We start from the raw sequence: 20,688 nt of genomic DNA on the forward strand, positions 1-20,688 counted from the left end.
CGGTTCATGTTTCAGTAAGCTGCCCGTTGCCAATCGAACGCACGGGGAGCGTAGAAGGTGCCAGGCACTGACACCGGGGACATCACCAAGCAGGTCGGCATTCCCGCTCAGCGGACCCCCGAGACTGCCGCCGAAAGCAGCGTGCCGGTCGGAGAACCGGTCAGCGCCGCGGTGCCGTCGCGTCCCCGTTCGGGTGCCGGGATCCGGGCGGCCTGGCCCGCCCTCGTCCTCTACGCGACGCTACGGGCCACCGGCCTGATCACGTTCTGGCTGGTCGCCACCGACAAGCACCGCGACATCTGGGCGCAGCTCAGCCGCTGGGACGCCAGGTGGTACCTCGGTGTCGTCGCGCACGGCTACGACACCGCCTTCAAGTTCCGGCCGGACGGCACCCCGTTGCCGAGCAACCTGGCGTTCTTCCCGCTCTATCCCGGTCTCATCTGGGTGACCGACCACGTCCTGCCGGGCGACGCCGTGGTGGCCGGCCTCGTGGTGTCCTGGCTGGCCGCGATCGCGGCCGCCTGGGGACTCTTCGCCATCGGCACGGAGCTGCGTGACCGCCGGACCGGCGTGCTGCTCGCCGCTCTCTGGGCGGTCATCCCGCACGCCCTGATCGAGTCGATGGGCTACACCGAGACGCTGTTCACCGCCCTGTGCGCGTGGTCCCTCTTCGCGGTGCTGCGCCGCCGCTGGCTGCTCGCCGGTCTGCTGTGCTCGTTCGCCGGGCTGACCCGGCCGACCGGCGCCGCCCTGGTGGCCGCCGTCGGGCTGGCCGCGCTGGTCGCGGTGATCATGCGACGGGACGGCTGGCGTCCGTGGATCGGTGGCCTGCTGGCCCCGGCCGGTTTCCTGAGCTACGTCTTCTGGGTCGGCGACCGGCTCGGCGGTGGCATCAACGGTTACTTCCGCGTCCAGAGCGAGACTTGGAACATGGCGTACGACAACGGCGCCTACACGCTCTCCACCGCGGGCAAGCTGCTGACCGGCAAGAACGATCTCGCCATGGTGATGTGCACGATCGTCCTGCTGATCGCGATCATGCTGTTCGTGCCGCTCACCGCGGAGCGACGGGCCTGGCCGCTGGCGGTCTTCGCGCTGATCATCATCGCGATGGCGTTCTTCGGCGACGCCTACTACCACTCCAAGGGGCGCTTGCTGATCCCGGCGTTCCCGCTGCTGCTGCCGGCCGCGGCGGCCTTGGCGAAAGCGCATCTCCGCACCGTGATCGGCGTCCTGGTCGGACTCGGCACGATCTCCGCGGTCTATGGCGTCTACCTGCTGCTCTTCTGGGTCCACTCGCCGTAAGCGGAGCGGGCTTCGTCGGCACCGGCCGGTCGGTGATCTCGGGTGACGGCCGGTAAACGACTGGGGCTGCGTGGCATTCCGGCTGGTCACCCGGCGGGTGCGAAGGACTCCCCGAGCGGGTGTGTCGAAGATCCAACGCCGGCACTGTCGGGGCTGGACGGTGGATAGTGAACCCGCCCGGATGCTGATCATGGCGTCCACGGAGGGGGAGTGGACCACGCATGCGGAACACCGACTTGAACTCGCGCCGGATCGGGGCCGTGCTGAGCGCGGCGCTGCTGATGACCGTCGGCGGCTGCACCGGTGACGACGAGAAACCGTTCGCCGGTGAGCTGCAGCCGCCCGGCGCCAGCTGGGATCCGCTGACGCCCACCCAGCCGGACATCGCCGACGGGGGCGGCGCCGAGGCGCCGGACGCCACCGATCAGAACCAGCAGGACGCGGCGAGCGGCGGCGGGAACGAGCAGGCCGCTGACGGGTCGGGAGCCGCCGGCATCGGTACGGCGACAGCCGGCGCCCCGTCGACCACCGGCACCGGCGTCGGCGGGTACCAGTCCCGTGCCCTGGGCCCGGGCGGGACCGTGATCGCCACTCCCGGTACCGACCGCAAGGGCCTCGGCGTCGGTGGCACCGTGGTCGACAACCCGCGCGCGATCGTGCCGGGCGCCCCGGTCGTCGGGGGCGCCGGGCTGGGTGGTTCCGGGCTCGGCGCCGTACCGGGTGGATCCGGGATTCATGGCGGTGCGCAGGCCCCCGGCGGTCTGGCGGGGGCCGGTCCCGCAGCGGCCGGTGCCACGGCGGCCGGTTCGACGGCGGCCGGTGCGACAGGGACTGGTTCCACGGGGGCCGGTTCAGCAGGGGCCGGGTCCACAGCGGCCGGTGCCTCGGCGGCCGGTGCCTCGGCGGCCGGTGCCTCGGCGGCCGGCTCCACGGGGGCCGGCTCCGCGGCGGCCGGGTCCACAGTGACCGGGCCCGGGGCGGCCGGTTCGGTGGCGACCGATCCGGGAACGACCGCCCCCGCCTCCGGCCAGGAGCCCGCCCAGCCACCCACGATCGCCGAACCGATCGTCGCCCACAACCCGCCGGTCGTGGTCCCGCCGGCCGTCGTCACCCGCCCCGACCCGGCGGACCGCCCGTTCGGCGGCGAGCGCCCGGCCCGGCCCGCTCGTCCGGCCCGGCCCGCTCGTCCGGTCCGGAAGCCCGTCACGATCAAGCACCCGGCCACCGTCGACCGACCCACCCGGCAGCGCCCCGTCTGGGTCCGCGACCTGGACGGACCGATCTCCGCCGACCGGAACTGCGACACCTTCCACGGTGGGATCACCGACATCACGCTCACCAACGGCTGGCTGGACAGCTCCCAGCTGTGCTTCGACACCGACCGAGGTGACCTCGACTCGCAGGTCTACCTGCTCACCCACGCCGGCATGCCGATCGCGCTGCCCCGCTCCGATCGCTACGCCCGCTGGCGCCGCGCCGGCCACCTGCTGGCCCGGATCAACCGAGGCTCGTTCCCGTTCGCCGACGAGGACGGTTGGAGCGACGTGGCCGGTTGGAGCGGCGGGGCCGGTTGGAGCGACGGGGCCGGTTGGAGCGACGGGGCTGGCTGGAGCGACGGAGCCGGCTGGAGCGACGTGGCCGGTTGGAGCGATCGGGACAGTTGGAGCGGCACGGACAGCTGGAGCAACCGGCGCGGTGGGCGCAACCAGCGCGGCGGGGCCGACCGGCACGGCTGGAGCGGTGGTGACGGCGACTGGAGCGACGCGAGCGACCTCAACGGCGCGACCGACTGGAACGGCGCGAGCGACTGGAACGGCGACGAAGGTGACTGGACCGGCGGAGACCGCTGGAACGACGCCTTCGACAACCGGGATGCCGGTTTCGGACGCAAAGCCAGCCAAAAAGCCGATAAATCCGGCAAGGAGGCTAGCGCGACGAACGCCGCCACCACTGCGACGAACGCCACCACTGCGACGAACGCCGACACTGCGATGAACGCCGCCACTGCGACGAACGCCGCCGTCGAGAAGAGCGCCGCCGCCAGGAAAGAGCCGGACGCCGAAGTCGCGAAACAGGCGTACGCCGACCTCATGAACGAAGCCGACGTCAAGAACAACGCCGAGGACCCGGCCCTCGAACAGCAGCGATCCGAACCCGCATATCCCGAAGACTAGGCCAGCTTCGCGAGAACCAGGTCCATCGCCCGGTTCACCGCCCCTCGCGACTCCTCCGAGTCGTCGACGACGTCGAACGCGTGGTGCCCCTCCGGCACGTCGACGATCTCCAACTCGGCCTTGCCCGCCTCCGCCACGAACGCCTCCACCGTCCCGGCGACTCCGACGTCCTCCCGGCCGGCCCGGGTCAGCACGATGGGCAACGCCACAGCCCGCGCCGCCGCCCCGATCGGGTCGAACCGCCCCTCCACCCTCCAACCCGGCATCGGCGCCAGCAACGGATAGCTCAACGCCAGCACCCGCAGCCAGGAGGGCGGCTCGCGCAACCAGTCCGCGGCGAGCAGGCTGCCACCGGAGAAGAACCACAACGCCAGCCGGCCCTCGTCCACCCGCTCGTCGCTGCGCAGGCTCTCCAGCGCCGCCTCCACCCGAGCGGCGCCCACGGCGTACGCCAGCGGGGTGTGCAGTTGATGGTCGACCACCGCGCCCACCGCCCCGCGGCTCGCCGCCAGCGCGCCGTATCCCCGGTACACCGGCCAGTCGCGCTGCTCCGGACGGACCTGGGCGGGGGTGGGGCCGCCCGGCACGAAGAGGATGGCCGGGCGCGGGCCGGCGATGTCGTCGGGCGGGTAGATGTCGAGCGTCTCGTGGCGTTCGGGGGTGCGGGCTTCGACCGGAAGGACAAACGGCTTCAGGAAGTCCATCGACCGACTTTAACGCCCTCAGCTACCGGGCGGGACGGACGAACAGGAGAGGGTGGAATCGGAGCGGCTTGCCGCGCTGCACGAGTACCGCCTGCGGGACATGCCGCCGGACGCGGAACTTCAGGCAGTGCTGCGGATCGCCGCCCAGGTCGCCGGCGTGCCCTCGGCCAGCCTGAACCTGATCGACGAACACCGCCAGGTCCAGCTCACCACGCTCGACTCGCCGCCGACCGACTGCGACCGGGACGACTCGATGTGCGCCGTCTGTTTCCAGTCCGGCGCCGTCACGCACGTCCCGGACGCCCGGCTGGACTCCCGTTATCGGCACAACCCGTGGGTGACCGGGCGGCTGGGCCTGATCCGCTTCTACAGTGCGGCGCCGCTGATCACCCCGGCCGGGCACGCCCTCGGCACGCTCTGCGTCTTCGACACCGTGCCGCGCGAGCTGACCGAGACCCAGCTGGCGCAGCTCGGCGACCTGGCCCGGATCGTCGTGGCGTTCTTCGAACGGCGCCGGCAGGCCCGGCTCACCGCCGAGCTGGCCGCTGCCGCGCAGGCCAAGCGGCAGTGGATGGACACGCTGCTGGACACCGTCGACGCCGCGGTGATCGCCTGCGACGAGAACTACCGGGTGACCCTGTGGAACCGCGCGGCCCGGGAGATGCACGGGCAGGTGGGTGAGGGCAACCTGGCGCCCGTCGACGTGGCCGCGCGGTTCGGGCTGTTCGAGCCGGACGGGGAGACGGTGATCCCGGACGCCCGGCTGCCGCTGCGGGCCGCGGTACGCGACGGCGTCGCGGTCACCGGCCGGGAGCTGATGATCCGCCGTCCGGTCGGTGACCCGGTGATCGTGCGGGTCAACGCTCGCCCGCTGCGCGGCCCGGACGGGCAGGCGATCGGCGCCGTGATGGCCCAGGTCGACATCACCGCGGAGCGCACCCGCCGCGCCCTGATCGAACAGGCGCGGGAACGGCTCGCCGCCGCGAACGCCGAGCTGGAACGCTCGAACGCGGACCTGACCAACTTCGCCGCCGCTGTCGGTCACGACCTGATCGCCCCGCTCGCCGCGGTCGGCGGCTTCCTGGAGCTGCTGGCCCTCGAGGGGTACGAGCCGGCCGCCGCCGGATCGGCCCAGGTGGTCCGGATGCGTGACCTGATCGACGGCCTGCTGGCGGACGCGCTGGCGGCCCGTTCAGGAGTCGCCGCCGAGCGCCGATAGGAGAGAGGTGGTAAGTCTCGTCACGGGTCTGGCGGAGCGCGAGCGGGAGCGGCTGCGGCTGGCCGCGCTGCACGAGTACTGCCTGCTCGACTCGCCGGCCGGTGACGAGCTGGAGGCGGTCGTCCGGGTCGCCGCGACGGTGGCCGGGGTGCCCACCGCCACCCTGAACCTGATCGACGAGAACCGGCAGTGCCAGCTCACCACTGTCGGCTTCACGGGCGGTGTCTCGGCCCGGTCCGACTCGATGTGCGCGATCCGGTTCGAGACCGGCGAGTTCACCTACCTCCCGGATGCCAGCCTGGACCCGACCTACCGCCTCAACCCGTGGGTGACCGGGACGTACGCGAACGTCCGCTTCTACGCCTCCGCGCCGCTGATCACCCCGGACGGTTTCGCGCTCGGGTCGCTCTGCGTCTTCCACGACCGGCCCGGGACGCTCACCGACGAGCAGATCGCCCGGCTCAAGGACCTCGCCCAGGTGATCGTGGCGCTCTTCGAACGCCGCCGCCAGGCCCGCATCAACGGAGAACTCGCCGCTATCGCCGAGGCCCGGCAGCGCTGGACGGACACCCTGCTGGACACCATCGACGTGGCGGTGGTGGCCTGCGACAGGTCCGGCCGGGTCACCCTGTTCAACCGGGCCGCCCGGGACTGGCACGGCCTGGACGCCGACCCGGGCGTCGACCCGAGCCGCCTCGCCGACCGGTACGCGCTCTTCGACACCGACGGCGTGACCCCGCTGTCGCCGGACCGGGTGCCGCTGCTCCGCGCGCTGCGCGAGGGCACCGTCAACCACGTCGAAATGATCATCCGGCGGCGGGACGGCGACCCGATCCAGGTCAGTGTCAACGGCCGCGCGCTGATCACGCCGGACGGCACCCCGCTCGGCGCTGTCGTCGCGATGAACGACGTGACCCTCGACCGCGCCCAGCAGCGGGTGATCGAGCAGGCCCGCGCCGAGCTGGCCGCGGCCAACGAGGAGCTGCGCCGGTCGAACACCGATCTGACCAACTTCGCCGGCGCGGTCAGCCACGACCTGGTCGCCCCGCTCGGCGCCGTCGGCGGCTACCTGGAACTGCTCGAGGACGAGGTGGAGGGCGAGCCGCGCGCCTGGGTCGACGCCGCCTCCCGGGCGGTGACCCGGATGCGCGACCTGATCAGCTCGCTGCTCGGCTACGCCCGGGCCGGCAGCGCCCCGGTGCGCCGCGTGCCCGCCGACCTGGGCGAGGTCTTCGGCAGCGTGGTCGCCGATCTGGGCGCCGAGATCCGCGCCGCCGACGCCGAGGTGACGGCGCCGGACCCGTTGCCGTCCGTCTCCTGCGATCCGGTGCTGGCCCGCCAGCTGCTCCAGAACCTGATCGCCAACGCGATCAAATACCGACATCCGGACCGCCCGCCCCGCGTCCGGGTGACCGCCGGCCGCGACGGTCCCCGCTGGGCCATCACCGTCGCCGACAACGGCCGGGGCATCCCGCCGGAGCAGCGCAGCCGCGTCTTCGACATGTTCACCCGCCTGGACGGCACCAAGGTCGCCGGCCACGGCATCGGCCTCTCCAGCTGCCTGCGCATCGTCGACCGCCACGGCGGCACCATCCGCGTCGCCGACAACCCCGGCGGCGGCACCCAGGTGATCTTCACACTCCCGGATTGACCCTTTTCCGGTACGCCCGACGCCGGCTCCCGCCAAGCCACGCCAGGCCCAGCCCACCCCGGGCCGCGACGCCGCATCCGGGCTGAATCCCGGCTCCGGGCAGGGCGCCCACAGTACCGCTGCGAGGTCACCGGTCGGAAACCGGCGAACCGGCCGCGGCTGGTGGCCGGAACTCGCCTCCTGGAACGCGGTCATGGGCTGGTAAAGCCCTGGCGAGGCGCTGTTGTCGGCGCGTCAGCCCGGTAGGATGCCGGTGTGGGCGAGGTTTCCGAGAACGTCAATGCCGAGCGGCGCGAGCCGGCATCCCGGCCGCCCGCTGACTACCTTCCGTATGGTGATCGGAAGCCGTATGTCGTTGCCGAAACGCTCTCCGCGTTGCACGGACCAACTCGCGGTGTCATCGCGCTGCCACGTCACCTCGACTGGTCCGGCCACCCCGAGTATGACCTGAGCCGGCCCGCTCGCCTGGCCACCATGTACAAGGTGGTGCTCACCGAGGCGGGCTCAGTGGCGGATTTGAACGCGTGGCTCTCCGGCGAACTGCTCGTTCGGCTCTGGTCCTCCCTATGGCTGCCCCCACAGCTCCGTAAGCGCTGGGAGGAGCGCTTTCCCGAACTCGCCGTGACCCGTACCAGCGCCGCGTAGCAGGTGGATCCCTTTCACGAGCGGCTCGCTCGCACCGGGCTCTCGGCCGCTGGGCGATACGGATTCGCCCTTGCCGGCGGGTATGCGGTTCAGGCGGCTGGCCTTCTCGAACGGCCCAGCGAGGACGTCGACTTGTTCACCGCCTGGAATCGCCGAGACGAGTTCGGTGCGGCGGTTGCCGCTGTGGTCGAGGCGTACCGCGACGACGGCTTCACCGTGAATGTCGATCGACGGTATGACACGTTCGCCCGGTTAGCGGTGACCGATGGGAGTCAGGCATCGAAGGTGGAGTTGGGCGTGGATTGGCGGGCCAATGAGCCGATTTTGATGGCCGTGGGACCGGTGTTGCATCCCGATGACGCGGTCGCGAACAAGATGGGTGCGCTTTACGGGCGAGCGCTTGCCCGTGATTTCATTGACATCGATGCCACGCTGCAGTCCGGCAGATATACCCGCGAAGCAGTTCTCGGCCTCGTCGAAAGAGCCGATTCCGGCTTCGACCGTCGCATGTTCGCTGACGCGCTCGGCCAGGCCGATGTGCTGGACCCGGACGACTTCGCGCAGTACGGCCTCACTGGTGAGGCGCTTGACGACCTGAGGAAACGGTTTGCGTCATGGCGTCGTGAACTGCGTGGCGAGTCCCCGCCTGGCTAGGCAGATGTTGGGCCCCAACAGAACTTCCGTCGCGCCGGGTCGAGGCGTCCGCTCGCCGAGAAAGGACGAACCCGCCGGGCGGATCGGTGAGGCGCGGTCCCGGGAGGGCCGGGCCGTGGCGTGGAAAATGCGGCGAGGTGGGTGGCGGGTCGTGTCAGGATTCCGGGCGTGACCGGGCGGGCGTTGGGTTTCGGGGCGGTGGCGGGGGCCTACGAGCGGTTCCGGCCGGGGTATCCGGTGGAGCTGTTCGAGCTGGTGGCGGCGTATGCCGGGCGGCCGCTCCGGACGGCGCTGGAGATCGGGGCCGGTACCGGTAAGGCGACGCGGCTCTTCGCGGCGCACGGGGTGGCCGTGACCGCGACGGATCCGGACGCCGCGATGCTCGCCGAGCTGGGCCGGCACGTGGCGGTCCGGACGGTGCGGGCCGCGTTCGAGGAGCTGCCCGCCGGCGAGCGGTACGACCTGGTGTACGCGGCCGCCGCGCTGCACTGGACGGATCCGGCGGGCCGCTGGCAGCGGGTGGCCCGGCTGCTGCACCCGGGCGGTGTGTTCGCCTCGTTCGGCGGTCCGTTCCAGCTGGCCGACCCGGACGTCGACCGGGCGGTCACCGCGGCCCGCGCCCGGTTCCTGGAGCGCGACGACATCCCGTCGCCGGACGGTACCCCGCCGGACCACGCGATGCAGTGGCCGGGCACCGAACTGCTGGCCGGCGACCTGTTCACCGACGTCCAGCAGCACCACCTCGGGCGCCGCCTCACCCTGAGCGCCGCCGACTACCTGGGCCACCTCTCCACCGTCTCGGCCTACCTGGAGCTGCCGCCCGGCGTCCGGGACCGAGCCTTCGACGCCATCCTGCGTGTCCTGCCGGCGACCGTCGAGATCACCGCCGACCTCACCGTTCACCTCGCCCGCTCGCGCTGACCGGGCGGGCTCCAGGGCCGCTGTCAGGTTCGCTGGGCGCGTCGGAGACTGCGGATACCGCAAGATCAAGCTAGTTCGATGGGCCGACGAAAGGTCCGCCGCCCCGGTGATCATGTCGCTTTCCGTTCACTCAGCCGACATGAGGCGTTGGTTCGCCGGAGGGATGGTGTCCGGGAGGCTGAACGCGGTTGCCGGGTTCGGCCTCGGATGACGTCCGGGTCCGCCCGGGCGCGCTCAACGGCGAGTGGAACATCCGGCTCCGAAAGTGAGCGGAAAGCTGAACGCAACGGTAATGAAGGGCGACCCGATGCGTAGCTCGGTGCTGGAGGTCCGTACCGGCCCGGACGGCAGTGTGGTGATCCATCCGCACGGCTCGGTCGGTGCCGACAAGGCGGTGGAGTTGCGCCAGTTGCTGGTGCACACGGTCCGCCGGGTCCGGCCGTTGCGGCTGATCGTCGACCTGGCCGACGCTCCCGACCTCGACTCGATCAACCTCGGCTCGGTGGTGGCCGCCTGCGACCTGGGCGACGACCACCAGGTGGCGGTCTTCATCGACAACGCCACGGTGTCGCTGGCCGACAAGCTCACCGCCGCGGGCCTGCCCCGACAGCGCGTCCGCGGCGTCTGCTGACCCTCTCCGCACCTCCCGAAAGCCTTGTCGCGATGCTCGCCCCGGTTGCCGCTGGGGCGAGCGTGGTAGCCGCTGGGGCGAGCGCGGCAGCCGCTGGGGCGAGCGTGGTAGCTGCCGGGGCGAGCGTGGTAGCCGCTGGAGCGAGCGCGGCAGCCGCCGAGGCGAGCGCCATGTCGCCACGACGCGGACGGGGTCGGCCGTTCGTGCCGTTGTCGGCTCGCCGGCCTGCGGATTCAGGGCGTGCTCATGCTGAGTTCGGCTGTTGTTCACCATCCGGTGCCTACCATCCGCCCATGACGGCTCCCCGCCTGTTCCGCACCCCGCACCAGCCGTTCCGGCCGCGGGTGCCGCTCGCGCCCCGGTCCGTGGCCCTCGCTGTCGTCCCGCCGGTCGCGCCGGCCGGTCCGTTGACGGTCGCGGCGCGGGCGGTCGCCGAGTCGCTGATCGGTGACCTGGGCAACCGCTGGCTGCACACCAGGGGTGTCGCCGAGCGCGCCGCCGAGCTGGCCGGTCCGCTGGGGGTGGACGCCGACCTGCTCACCGCCGCCGCCTGGCTGCACGACATCGGCTACGCCGAGCCGACCGTGGTCACCGGCTTCCACCCGCTCGACGGCGCCGACCACCTGACCCGCAACGGCTGGCCGGTCCGTGTCGCCGGGCTGGTCGCCTACCACTCCGGCGCCCGCTTCGTGGCCGCCGCCCGCGGCCTCAGCGACCTCCTCGCCGCCTACCCCGACGAGCGGACCGTGCTCGCCGACGCCCTCACCTACGCCGACCAGACGATCGGTCCCTCGGGCCTGCGCGTCGATCCGGCCGCTCGCTACGCCGAGGTCCTGCTCCGGCATGGGCCCTGCTCGTGGAACGCCAGGGTGGATCCGGACCGCGGCCCCTACCTGCGCGCCATCGCCCACCGCATCGAGCACCTCCTGGCGCTTCCGGTCGCCGCCTGACCGCTGTCGCGCCGTGCCCACCGGATCAGCCCGGCGGACGCGTCGCGGTCCGGTGTGGAGGCCGCCTCGCGGTCACCGGCGGGACGGGATTGGTGCGGTTGGTGGGGGTGCGCTGGGCGTACGGAAAAGGAAGGTCTCCAGGGCGTCGTGGTAAGGGCGCAGCGAGCTGATCTCCAGGTATTCCCACGGGCCGTGCTGGCCGTCGCCGGTGGGACCGAAAATGACCGCGTCGATGCCGAGTGGGAAATAGAAGCGGCTGTCGGCCGCGCCGTGTTTGCGCAGCAGCTCGCCGGGATGGCCGACGGCCTGGACCGCCTCGCGCAGGGCGCGCACCCCGGCGCTTTCCGGATCGGCTCGGTGCGGGGCGCCGACCGCCTCCACCAGGACTTCCACGGTGGAGTCGGTGAGCCGGCGCAGGAACGCCTCGATCTCGGCGGGTGCCCGGCCGGTGAGGTCCGGATCCTCCGGTGGATAGCGGATGTCGAGCCAGGCGGTGGCATCGGCGGGCACCTGGTTGAACGCCTCGTTGGTGGTCTCGACGCGGGCCAGGTTGACCGTTGTGGCCCAGGCCTCCGAGGTGGGCGGGGGATAGCGGCGGAGCAGTTTCTCGACAGCGGCGATGAGCGTGAGAATGGCGTTGGAGCCCAGCCACGGATAGGCGGCGTGGGCCGCCTGACCGGGAGCGATCAGGCGGGCGCGGACCAGGCCCTTCGACTCGGTGACCACCCGCAGCCCGCTCTGCTCGCCGATGATGACGAAGTCGCCGCGGACGCCGGCCCGCACCTGGTGGCCGGTGCCGTCGAAACCGCCGATCTCCTCGTCGGTGACCAGTTGCAACGCGATCGGGTAGGTGAGCTCGCCGGCCAGCTCGCGAAAGATCGTGACCAGGACCAGGGCGGCCGCCTTCATGTCGTGCGTGCCGCGGCCGTAGAGCCGGTCGCCGTCGCGGTGCGGCCGGAACTGATCGGGCGTGCCGGGGACCACGTCGAGGTGGGCGTTGAGGATCACCCGGGGGCGGCCGGGGCGGTCCGGGTGGGTGACCAGGGCGCTCGGCTTGCCGCCGGACTCGAAGCGGCGGATGTCGAAACCGGGGCCGAGCAGGTCGAGCACCAGGCCGAGGGCCCGGTGCAGCTCACCGGGCCGGTCCGCGGTGGAATGGATGCCGATCAGCGCCTCGAGGGGCGCGAGCAGTTCCTCCATCCATGAAAACTAGCCGCTCAGCGGGGTAGTTGTTCGCCTGCTTCGACGGCGATGGGTAGCCGGTTCTCGGCCGGCGGCAGCGGGCAGGTGGCGAACTCGGTGTACGCGCACGGCAGGTTCGTCGCCCGGTTGAAGTCCACGACGACCGAGCCGTCCGGCGCCGGCGCGGCGATGCTCAGGCTGCGGTTCGCCGGATATGTGGTGATTCCCGAGGTGGCGTCGGTGAACAGCACGAACAGCGATCCGGGCGTGCCGCCGTTGAACGCGGTGAGCGACAGGTCCTCGCCGCCGACGGTGAACTCGATCCGGCCGGGCGACTCGTAGACGTCCTCCAGGCCCTCGACGACCGACCCGACGGTCACCGGGCGCGGTGCGTCGAAGGGGACGAAGCGGCCCGGCACGGCCCACTTCTCGTCCGGGGTATAGGCCGGCGTGCCGAGGTAACGCACCCGGGTCGCGTGGTGCGGGTCGCGGGGACGCAGCACGCCGTGACCGCCCCGCCAGGCCACCTCGAGTCGCAGGTCACCGTGCTCGACCATGGTGTCCTGCCCGGCCGGGAACCGTCGCTCACCGGACTCCAGGACGGCCACTACCGCGTCCGGTTCGGCGCGCCACTCGCCAGGCGCGTCCGGGAAGCGCTGCGGTGTCTCGGTCAGCCAGTGCAAGCCGGTGATCGCCAGGAAACCGTGCGGCGCGGCCCGCCGCCGCTCGTGCTCGTCGTGCCACGTCGCCCACTGCTGCGCAAAGCTGACCATGGGTGGCAACTCTAACCCCATGTGCTAGCTTCACTGCCAGGTCATGAGTGTCAGCGACAAGCCCCGGCTCGCTGACCGGCAACCCTTGCGTTCGCGATGGGGTGCCCCGGGTGAGGACCGGGCCGGCGTCGACCGACGACGGCAAGCGCGGGCCCGGTGGGGTCCCTGACCTCGGCGGAGGCATGCCATGTCGGCTCTCGACATCGTCGGCGACGACCTGAAGACCGAACTTCCCGGCGGCGAGACCGTCCGGTTCGCGCACCTCGACTACGCGGCGTCGGCGCCCTGCGTGGCAGCGGCCGCCGACGCGGTGGCCGAGCTGCTGCCCCGGTACGGCAGCGTGCACCGCGGGACCGGGGTCCGGTCGCAGACCTCGACGGTGGCGTACGAGGTGGCCCGCGACGTGGTGGCCGAGTTCGTCGGCGCCCGCCCCGGCGACCAGGTGATCTTCACGCGGAACACCACCGACGCGCTGAACCTGCTGGCCCGGGCGCTGCCGGCCGGGACCACCACGATCCTGTTCGACGGCGAGCACCACGCGAACCTGCTGCCCTGGCCCAACCCGCTGCGCCTGCCGACCCCGGCCTCGCCCTACTTCGCGGTGCACGCGCTGAAGGCCGCCCTGCGTGAGCTGCGGACCCCGGCGGTCCTGGCGATCACCGGAGCCAGCAACGTCACCGGCGAGATCTGGCCGGTCCGGGAGCTCGCCGACGTGGCGCACACCTACGGCGCCCGGGTGATCGTCGACGCCGCCCAGCTCGCCCCGCACGCCCCGGTCGACCTGGACGAGCTCGGCGCCGACTACCTCGCCTTCTCCGGCCACAAGCTGTACGCGCCGTTCGGGGCGGGTGTCCTGGCCGGCCGCTCGGACTGGCTGGACGCCGCCGACCCGTACCTGCGCGGTGGTGGCGCCAGCGCCACTGTCGGCTCCCTGCCGGGCGAGCTGACCTGGGCCGACGGGCCGGCCCGGCACGAGGGCGGCACCCCCAACCTGCTCGGGGCGGTGGCGCTGGCAGCGGTCTGCGGTGCCCTGCTGGTGGCGGATCGGGACGCCCTGCACCGGCACGAGCAGGAACTGCTGGGCCGCCTGCGGGACGGGCTGCGGGGCGTGCCGGGCGCCCGGGAGGTGAGCGTCTTCGGCCCGGATCATCAGCGGGTCGGTATCGTCTCGCTCGCGTTGCCCGGGCACGACCCGGCGGAGGTCGCGCATCGGCTGGGACGCGAGCACGGGATCGGGGTGCGGGCCGGTCAGTTCTGCGCGCATCCGCTGGTGCGGCGCCTGACCGGCACCGAGAAACCGGACAGCTGCGCGGCCGCCGGCACGGGCCTGCTGCGGGCCAGTTTCGGCCTGGGCAGCACGACCGAGGACGTGGACCGCTTCGTCGCCGCGCTGGATCTCGTCCTGCGCACCTGAGTAGCTACCGCGATCGTCCTGCACGCCGCGCGGAACCGGCCGATAAAGCGGGAGTGACCTGGCTGAGATGGCTGCCCGCCGGCGGCAAGCTACGCGACGAGGACTGGTCGGCACGCCACCGCCTGCTGACCATCATCCTCGCCGTGGCCGTGGTCGCGGTGACCGTCTTCGGTACCCTCCGCCCGGGCGGCGCCCTCACCCTGCTCTGGACCGATCTGCTGGTGCTGCCGTGCGTGGTCGCCGCCAGCCGGCTCCCGCACCGCCGCCTGCGCTCGGTCAGCGTCGCGATCGGTTTCACCGTCGCCTGCGCCGGTTTCGTCTCGCTCAGCAACGGCCTGACCGAGGCGCACTTCGCGTTCTTCGTCGCGGTCGCCGCGCTCGCCCTCTACCGCGACTGGGCGCCGTTCGGGGCGTTCCTGGTGGCCACCACGCTGCACCACGGTCTGTTCGGGGCGCTGGCCGGCACGCACACCTACGACCACAGCTCGGCCAAGGCGCACCCGCTGGTCTGGGCCGCGCTGCACGGTTTGGCGGTGCTGCTCGCGGCCGGCTTCCAGGTGGTCGCCTGGGGCCTGACCGAGACCGAGGAACGGCGCGCGCAGAACAACCTGGAGGAGAGCCAGGCCCAGCTCAGCGTCGCCTTCGACGAGACGCCGGTGCCGATGGCGATGTTCGCCCCGGACGGCGTGCTGCTGCGCAGCAACGCCGCGTACCGGGAGTGGTTGCGGCTGCCCGACGACCTGCCGGCCGGATTCACGGTACGCGACCTGCCGCTGATCCCGATCAACGAGGACTCCCGGGCGTTCGACAACGCTGTCGCGTCCCCGGACCCGCTCACCATGGTGCGGCAGTACCGGCGTACCGACGACGGCACGCTGATCTGGGTGCAGGTGCACAGCACCCCGCTCTACGACAAGAAGGGCCGGCTGCGGTTCGTCTTCGCGCACTGCATGGACATCACCAGCGCGCGCAACCACGAGGCCGAGCTGCGCCACCAGGTCCGGCACGACTCGCTCACCGGGCTGCTGTCCCGCAAGGCGTTCGAGCACGACCTGGCCGAGCTGCTCGCCGGCCGGCCCCCGGTCAGCGTCGTCTACCTGGACGTGGACCGGTTCAAGTCGGTGAACGACGGCTCCGGCCACGCGGCCGGCGACGACGTGCTGCGCTCGCTGGCCGCACGGCTGTCGTCGGTGGTGCCGGCCGGCGCGCTGCTGGCCCGGCTCGGCGGCGACGAGTTCGTCGCCGCGGTGGCCGGCCCGCCCGCCGCCGGGCTGCGCCTGGGCCAGGAGATCCTCGCCGCGATGAGCGAGCCGCTCGAGGTGACCGGCAGCCTGTTGCCGGTCTCGGTGAGCGTCGGCGTCGCCTGCGAGCACGGCAGCGAGCACGCCGACGACGTGGTGCTGGCCGCCGACACCGCGATGTACGCGGCCAAGCGGGCCGGCGGCAACCGGCTGGAGGTGTTCACCGAGGACATGCGGGTGTCGGTGCACGAGCGGCTGGCCGCCGAGGCCCGGCTGCGCCAGGCGCTCGCCGGTCACCTGCCGTGGACGCTGCCGCTCTGGTTCCAGCCGGTGGTCTCCACCGTCACCGGGCAGATCATCGGCGCCGAGGCGCTGGTCCGGATGCGCACGCCGGACGGGAAGATCCTCAGCCCGTACCACTTCATCGGCGCCGCCGAGGAGACCGGCATGATCGTGCCGCTCGGCCAGCATGTGCTGCGCTCCGCGATCGAGCATCTGATCTACTGGTCCGGCCACCTGGGCTACGTGTCGGTGAACGTCAGCCCGCGCCAGCTCGCCGAGCCGGACTTCGTGCCGGTGCTGGCCGAGCTGCTCGCCCAGCACCCGGAGCTGGACCCGGCCCGGCTGGTCCTGGAGATCACCGAGACCGCGTTGCTGGCCTCGACGGTCGACGTCACCGAGCGGCTGGCGACCGTCAAACGGCTCGGCGTACGCATCGCGCTGGACGACTTCGGCACCGGCTACAGCTCGCTGACCTGGCTCGAGTCGGTCCCGGCCGACGTGGTCAAACTGGACCGCTCGTTCGTCGCCGGCCTCGCCGAGGACCAGCGCAAGTCGTCGATCATCTCGGCGGTGCTGTGGCTGGCCCGGTCGCTGGGCATGTCGACGATCGCCGAGGGGGTCGAGGAGCCCGCCGACTGGACCGCGTTGCGGGCCGCCGGCTGCCCCGCCGTGCAGGGCTATTTCTTCAGCCCGCCGCGCCCGCCGGAGGAGTTCCAGGAGATGTTGATCAGCGGGGCGTGCGTCACCCCACTGGCGCAGTTCACCTGATCGAAACCACCGGACGGCTCGCGCCGGTTAGAGTCCCGCCATCCTGGACAACGTTGATCCCTTCATCGGCACCGCGGCGACCGACCTGCCCCGCGCACTCGGTCTGGCCGCCACCTGGTGGTGGCCCAAGCCGCAGGTGGGTAACACCCACCCGGGCGCGACCTCGCCGCTGGGCATGGTCTCGGCCTGCGCCTACTCGGGCGCCTACCCCACCGGTTACGGCCGGTACGCGAAGAACACCGAGGGCGTGCCCGAGGAGATGTTCGAGCGCACCCAGGCCTCCGGGTTCACCCACTTCCAGCAATCCGGAACCGGGGCAATCCGGAAATATTACAACTATGTCCGGGTCACCCCGATGGTCCAGCCGCTCGACGACCTCGGGCAGTCCTGGGCGCTGCACGACGAACGCGCCGAGCCCGGCTACTACGCCGCCAACCTGGACACCGGGGTGCGCAGCGAGATCACCGTGGGCGAGAAGGTCGCCGTGCACCGGTACACCTTCCCCGACCACCACAGCGCCCGGGTGGTCATCGACCTGAGCTGCGGCGGGCTGGCCATCGACCTGGGACGCACGGTGCCGCTGCGCGCCCAGGTGGAGAGCATGGGCCACGGCCGCGCGCAGGGCACCGTGGTGATGGAGGGCGTGCCGCTCTCGGTCTACCTGGAGGCGGACGCCCCCGGCTGGCGGCAGATGCTCTGGTACGACCGCCGCCTCATCCCGGGCGGCACCCGGCTCGACTTCGACAGCATCCGGCACACCACGCTGCGCCCGTTCGGCCTGCTGTTCATGGGCCCGGCCCGCGCCGGGCAGACCGTCGAGGTGCGGATGGGTTTCTCGCTGCGCGGCTGCGAGCAGGCCCGGGAGAACCTGCGCCGGGAGTGCGGCGCCACCGCGCCGGCCTTCGAGCAGGTGCGCGCCCGGACCCGGCACCGCTGGCGCGACCACCTCGACCGGGTGCGGGTCGACGGCGGCAGCCCGGCCCGGCGCACGGTGATGGCGACGGCGCTCTACCACTCGCTGATCAAGCCGTGCTTCGCCGACGACGAGAGCCCGTTCTGGCCCAGCTCCGGACCGTACGCGTTCGACATCTGCACCATGTGGGACATCTACAAGACGCAGCTCCCGCTGCTCCAGGCGATCGCCCCGGAGCGGGCCATGGAACTGCTCGAATCGCTGATCCGGGTGTGCGAGGAGGAGGGCAACTTCCCGATCGGCTATCGGATGGCCCGTGGCGCCGACCGGTTCTTCCGGCAGGCGTCGGCGCTGGCGCACACCGCCATCGCCGACGCGCACGCGCTCGGCCGCGGTGGTGTCGACTGGGGCTGGGCGCTCGTGCACATGGTCGACGACCTGCGCCGGATGTACGGCGAGGACTTCTTCGAGCACGGCGTCGTGCACCCGATCACGCACACGCTCGACCTCGCGTACGCCCACCACTGCACCGCCAAGCTGGCCCGCGCCCTCAACGACCACCGCCTCGCCGAGGACCTGGAACGCCGCGGCCGCCAGTGGGTGAACGCGTTCGACCCGGCCGGCGGACTGCTGCGCGACTCGGAGTTCTACGAGGGCGGCAAGTGGAACTACTCGTTCCGGCTGCTGCACGACATGGCCGCCCGGATCGAGCTGGCCGGCGGCGACAGCGGCTTCCTCAGCAAACTGGACAAATTCTTCGGGTACGGCGCCGAGCCGGTCACCCAGCCCGGCGTCCGCCCGCAGCCGGCCGAGATGGCCCTCGGTTACGCCCTCAACCGGTTCGAGGGGCTGAACAACGAGCCGGACATGGAGGCGCCGTGGGCGTACCACTACGCCGGTCGCCCGGACCGCACCGCCGAGGTGGTGCAGTCCGCGCTGACCTGGCAGTTCGGCACCGGCCCCGGTGGGCTGCCGGGCAACGACGACTCGGGCGGCCTGAGCTCCTGGTACGTCTGGGCGTCGCTGGGCCTGTTCCCGGTGGCCGGTCAGAGCCTGTTCCTGGTGAACGCGCCGGCGTTCGCCAGGGCCGCGCTGCGCGCCGGTGACGAGGAGTTCGTCATCGAGACCAGCGGGCACCGCGACATCCCGATCGGCGTGGACGGCGTCGGCGCCGACCCGCCCACCCAGTACGTCCAGTCCGCCACCCTGAACGGCAAACCGCTGCACGCGGCACATCTGTCCGCTGCCGACGTCCATCGCGGCGGCCGGCTGCACCTGCGGCTCGGCCCCGAACCATCGACGTGGGGACACGGGATCCGCCCGCCGTCCCACTCCCACCCCTGAGAGGGAATGACCATGAGCCGTCCTACCCGGAGACTCGTGATCGCGGTCCGCGCCGACCCCGTTGTCTGCGGACACTCGGGCGAGGCACGCAACCTCGCCGAAGTGGCCCTGACCCGGGGTTTCGACGACGTCCGCCTGCTCACCTGGCCGATCCCCGCGCTGCAGGCGGCCGGCCTGCCGCTGAAGCCGCTCGACCGGCTGTTGCCGTACAGCGCGGGCATCACCGTCGAACGGCCCGAGGCGGTCGGCGACTACCGGGTGCCGGACGGCCGTCACCTGGCCGGGCTCACCGGCCGGCTGGTCGAGCTGCTCAGCGACGGCGTGCCGACCGTGTGCCTGTCGATGTACCTGGTCCCGCACACCCAGGTGATCAACGACGCGGTCACCGCGGCCCGCGCCGCCGGTTTCCGGACCGACGTGCGCACCATCGCCAAGGCGGTCGGCTCGGACGTCACCAACGTGATCCGCTCCTGCCTGCGCGAGGGCCGCTTCGGTGCCGCGACGGTGCTGCTCACCACGTTCCTGGCCAGCGACCAGGTGGTGGCGGTCTCGGAGTACACCCGGGACGAGATCATCGCCGCGGCCGAGGAGGTGGACGCGCACTGCGGTACCGGCTTCGCCCAGCGGTGCCGGGAGCGGGTCACCGTCAGTTACCCGCCGATCGACTCGTCGGCGTTCCTCGGGCTCGGCGACGAGGCGATCGAGGAGGCCCTGGCGCGACGCGGCCTCAAGCGCGGCAAGTACCTGCTCTTCCTGTCCCGGGTGGCCCGGGCCAAGGGCATCTACGACCTGGTCATGGCGTACCGCCGGATGCGGGCCCGGACGGAGGTGCCGCTGGTCGTGGCCGGCACCGGGCCGGCCCTCGACCACGTCCGCGCGATGGCGAAGGAGGACGACCGGGTCGTCTTCCTCACCGACGTGGACGACGACGAGAAGCCGCTGCTGATGGCCGGCTGCGCCGCCTACGCGCTGCCCACCAAGCCCGAGCCGGACTTCGTCGAGACCTTCGGCATCGCGCTGGCCGAGAAGATGCTGGCCGGCGGCGGCCCGATCGTCACCACCCGGACCGGTGGCACCGGCGAGGCCGTCGGCGACACCGCCATCATCGTCGAGGCCGGCGACGTCGACGCCCTGGCCGACGCCCTCGACCACGCCATCCTCGACATGCCCGAGGCGGAGAGGCAGGCGATGGAGTCCCGGGCCCGGGCCCACGCCCTGTCCTTCGACCGCACCGCCGTCTTCGACGCCCTCTTCCTGCCCGGCTGACGCGCGCGCGGGGGCGACCGGCGCGGCCGCCCCCGCCCGGTGTCAGCGGCGCACCCGGTAGCCCAGGTGCAGCACCCGGTCGCCCTGGATCACCACGTGCGGATCCTCCAGCAGGTGCTGGGCGTCGACCGCGCCGAAGAAGCGCCTGCCCGACCCGAACACCACCGGCACCACGTCGATCGCCACCTCGTCGGCGAGGCCGGCGGCCAGGACCTGGCCGCCCACGTCGCCGGCGTTCACCGCCACGGTCCGCTCGCCGGCCAGCTCCTGGGCCTTGGCGATGGCCGCCGGCACGCCGGCGACGAAGTGGTACGACGCCTCCGGGTGCCAGCCCTCGGGCTTGGGCCGGTGGGACACCACGACCACGTGATCGCCGGCCGGCGGCCTGCCCTCCCAGCCGTTCGTCAGGTCGAACAGGCGACGCCCGATCACCGTCGCGCCGATCGACGCCCACATCGGCCGGACGTACGCCGCCGACGCGCGGGAGACCCGGAAGCGGCTGTCCCACCCGGAATCGCCGGTCACGATCGGGGTGTCCCCGTTGCGGTACCAGTCGTGCAGCGGCCCGACGCCGTCCTTCTCGTCGGCCAGGAAACCGTCCACCGACATCGCGCTGTGCAGGATCACGGTGCCCACGGTGGCTCCTTCCGG

17 protein-coding genes and 1 riboswitch are annotated in these 20,688 nt (G+C 72.2%); of the genes, 13 read left to right on the forward strand and 4 right to left on the reverse strand.

Annotated elements, in window-relative coordinates:
• Positions 1-57: 57 nt before the first annotated feature.
• Together Actob_RS11290 and Actob_RS11295 are read left to right on the forward strand one after the other, a co-directional pair.
• Positions 58-1,305, forward strand: coding sequence for a hypothetical protein (locus tag Actob_RS11290; protein ID WP_284920033.1), 1,248 nt, complete (start codon positions 58-60; stop codon positions 1,303-1,305).
• A 221-nt stretch (positions 1,306-1,526) separates the two neighbouring features.
• Positions 1,527-3,479, forward strand: coding sequence for a hypothetical protein (locus tag Actob_RS11295; protein WP_284920034.1), 1,953 nt, complete (start codon positions 1,527-1,529; stop codon positions 3,477-3,479).
• On the opposite strand, the gene Actob_RS11300 is transcribed toward Actob_RS11295, so the two are convergent.
• Positions 3,476-4,183: a dienelactone hydrolase family protein gene (locus Actob_RS11300; protein WP_284920035.1), complete on the reverse strand. Its 708-nt coding sequence runs from the start codon at positions 4,181-4,183 to the stop codon at positions 3,476-3,478. The two genes, Actob_RS11295 and Actob_RS11300, sit on opposite strands and share 4 nt — an antisense overlap.
• A gap of 52 nt (positions 4,184-4,235) precedes the next feature.
• On the opposite strand from Actob_RS11300, the gene Actob_RS11305 reads away from it, so the two are divergent.
• The 7 genes from Actob_RS11305 to Actob_RS11335 all read left to right on the forward strand — a co-directional run bounded on the left by Actob_RS11305 (position 4,236) and on the right by Actob_RS11335 (position 10,854).
• Entirely contained in the window at positions 4,236-5,402 is a 1,167-nt protein-coding gene (locus Actob_RS11305; protein WP_284920036.1) for a GAF domain-containing protein, read from the forward strand.
• Between the two features lie 7 nt (positions 5,403-5,409).
• Positions 5,410-7,053, forward strand: coding sequence for a sensor histidine kinase (locus tag Actob_RS11310; protein WP_284920037.1), 1,644 nt, complete (start codon positions 5,410-5,412; stop codon positions 7,051-7,053).
• Positions 7,054-7,308: 255 nt separating this feature from the next.
• Entirely contained in the window at positions 7,309-7,698 is a 390-nt protein-coding gene (locus Actob_RS11315; protein WP_284920038.1) for a hypothetical protein, read from the forward strand.
• Positions 7,699-7,701: 3 nt separating this feature from the next.
• Entirely contained in the window at positions 7,702-8,352 is a 651-nt protein-coding gene (locus Actob_RS11320) for a nucleotidyl transferase AbiEii/AbiGii toxin family protein (RefSeq protein WP_284920039.1), read from the forward strand.
• A 168-nt stretch (positions 8,353-8,520) separates the two neighbouring features.
• Entirely contained in the window at positions 8,521-9,273 is a 753-nt protein-coding gene (locus Actob_RS11325) for a class I SAM-dependent methyltransferase (protein ID WP_284920040.1), read from the forward strand.
• A 307-nt stretch (positions 9,274-9,580) separates the two neighbouring features.
• On the forward strand, positions 9,581-9,904 hold the full coding sequence (locus Actob_RS11330; RefSeq protein WP_284920041.1) for an STAS domain-containing protein: 324 nt from the start codon (positions 9,581-9,583) through the stop codon (positions 9,902-9,904).
• A 293-nt stretch (positions 9,905-10,197) separates the two neighbouring features.
• Complete coding sequence (locus tag Actob_RS11335; protein ID WP_284920042.1) at positions 10,198-10,854, forward strand: HD domain-containing protein; 657 nt, start codon at positions 10,198-10,200, stop codon at positions 10,852-10,854.
• Positions 10,855-10,926: 72 nt separating this feature from the next.
• Here the strand turns inward: Actob_RS11335 and Actob_RS11340 are convergent, their stop codons facing one another.
• Both Actob_RS11340 and Actob_RS11345 read right to left on the reverse strand, forming a co-directional pair.
• Positions 10,927-12,054: a M20 family metallopeptidase gene (locus Actob_RS11340; RefSeq protein WP_284920043.1), complete on the reverse strand. Its 1,128-nt coding sequence runs from the start codon at positions 12,052-12,054 to the stop codon at positions 10,927-10,929.
• Between the two features lie 17 nt (positions 12,055-12,071).
• Complete coding sequence (locus tag Actob_RS11345; RefSeq protein ID WP_284920044.1) at positions 12,072-12,809, reverse strand: DUF1684 domain-containing protein; 738 nt, start codon at positions 12,807-12,809, stop codon at positions 12,072-12,074.
• 39 nt (positions 12,810-12,848) lie between these two features.
• Positions 12,849-12,963, forward strand: a riboswitch (SAM riboswitch).
• Positions 12,964-12,996: 33 nt separating this feature from the next.
• Here Actob_RS11345 and Actob_RS11350 point away from each other — a divergent pair.
• From Actob_RS11350 to Actob_RS11365, 4 genes are all read left to right on the forward strand, one after another.
• Positions 12,997-14,223 (forward strand): aminotransferase class V-fold PLP-dependent enzyme, encoded by a 1,227-nt coding sequence (locus Actob_RS11350; protein WP_284920045.1) that lies wholly within the window; start codon positions 12,997-12,999, stop codon positions 14,221-14,223.
• A gap of 53 nt (positions 14,224-14,276) precedes the next feature.
• Positions 14,277-16,514 (forward strand): putative bifunctional diguanylate cyclase/phosphodiesterase, encoded by a 2,238-nt coding sequence (locus tag Actob_RS11355; protein WP_284920046.1) that lies wholly within the window; start codon positions 14,277-14,279, stop codon positions 16,512-16,514.
• Positions 16,515-16,617: 103 nt separating this feature from the next.
• Positions 16,618-18,771 (forward strand): GH92 family glycosyl hydrolase, encoded by a 2,154-nt coding sequence (locus Actob_RS11360; RefSeq protein ID WP_284922293.1) that lies wholly within the window; start codon positions 16,618-16,620, stop codon positions 18,769-18,771.
• A gap of 12 nt (positions 18,772-18,783) precedes the next feature.
• Positions 18,784-20,037 carry a glycosyltransferase gene (locus tag Actob_RS11365; protein ID WP_284920047.1) on the forward strand — a complete coding sequence of 418 codons (1,254 nt, stop codon included), beginning with the start codon at positions 18,784-18,786 and terminating at the stop codon, positions 20,035-20,037.
• A gap of 42 nt (positions 20,038-20,079) precedes the next feature.
• Here the strand turns inward: Actob_RS11365 and Actob_RS11370 are convergent, their stop codons facing one another.
• Complete coding sequence (locus tag Actob_RS11370) at positions 20,080-20,673, reverse strand: dihydrofolate reductase family protein (protein ID WP_284920048.1); 594 nt, start codon at positions 20,671-20,673, stop codon at positions 20,080-20,082.
• Positions 20,674-20,688 lie beyond the last annotated feature (15 nt).

The organism is Actinoplanes oblitus (assembly GCF_030252345.1).
In the GTDB taxonomy this organism is placed as follows: Bacteria; Actinomycetota; Actinomycetes; order Mycobacteriales; family Micromonosporaceae; genus Actinoplanes; species Actinoplanes oblitus.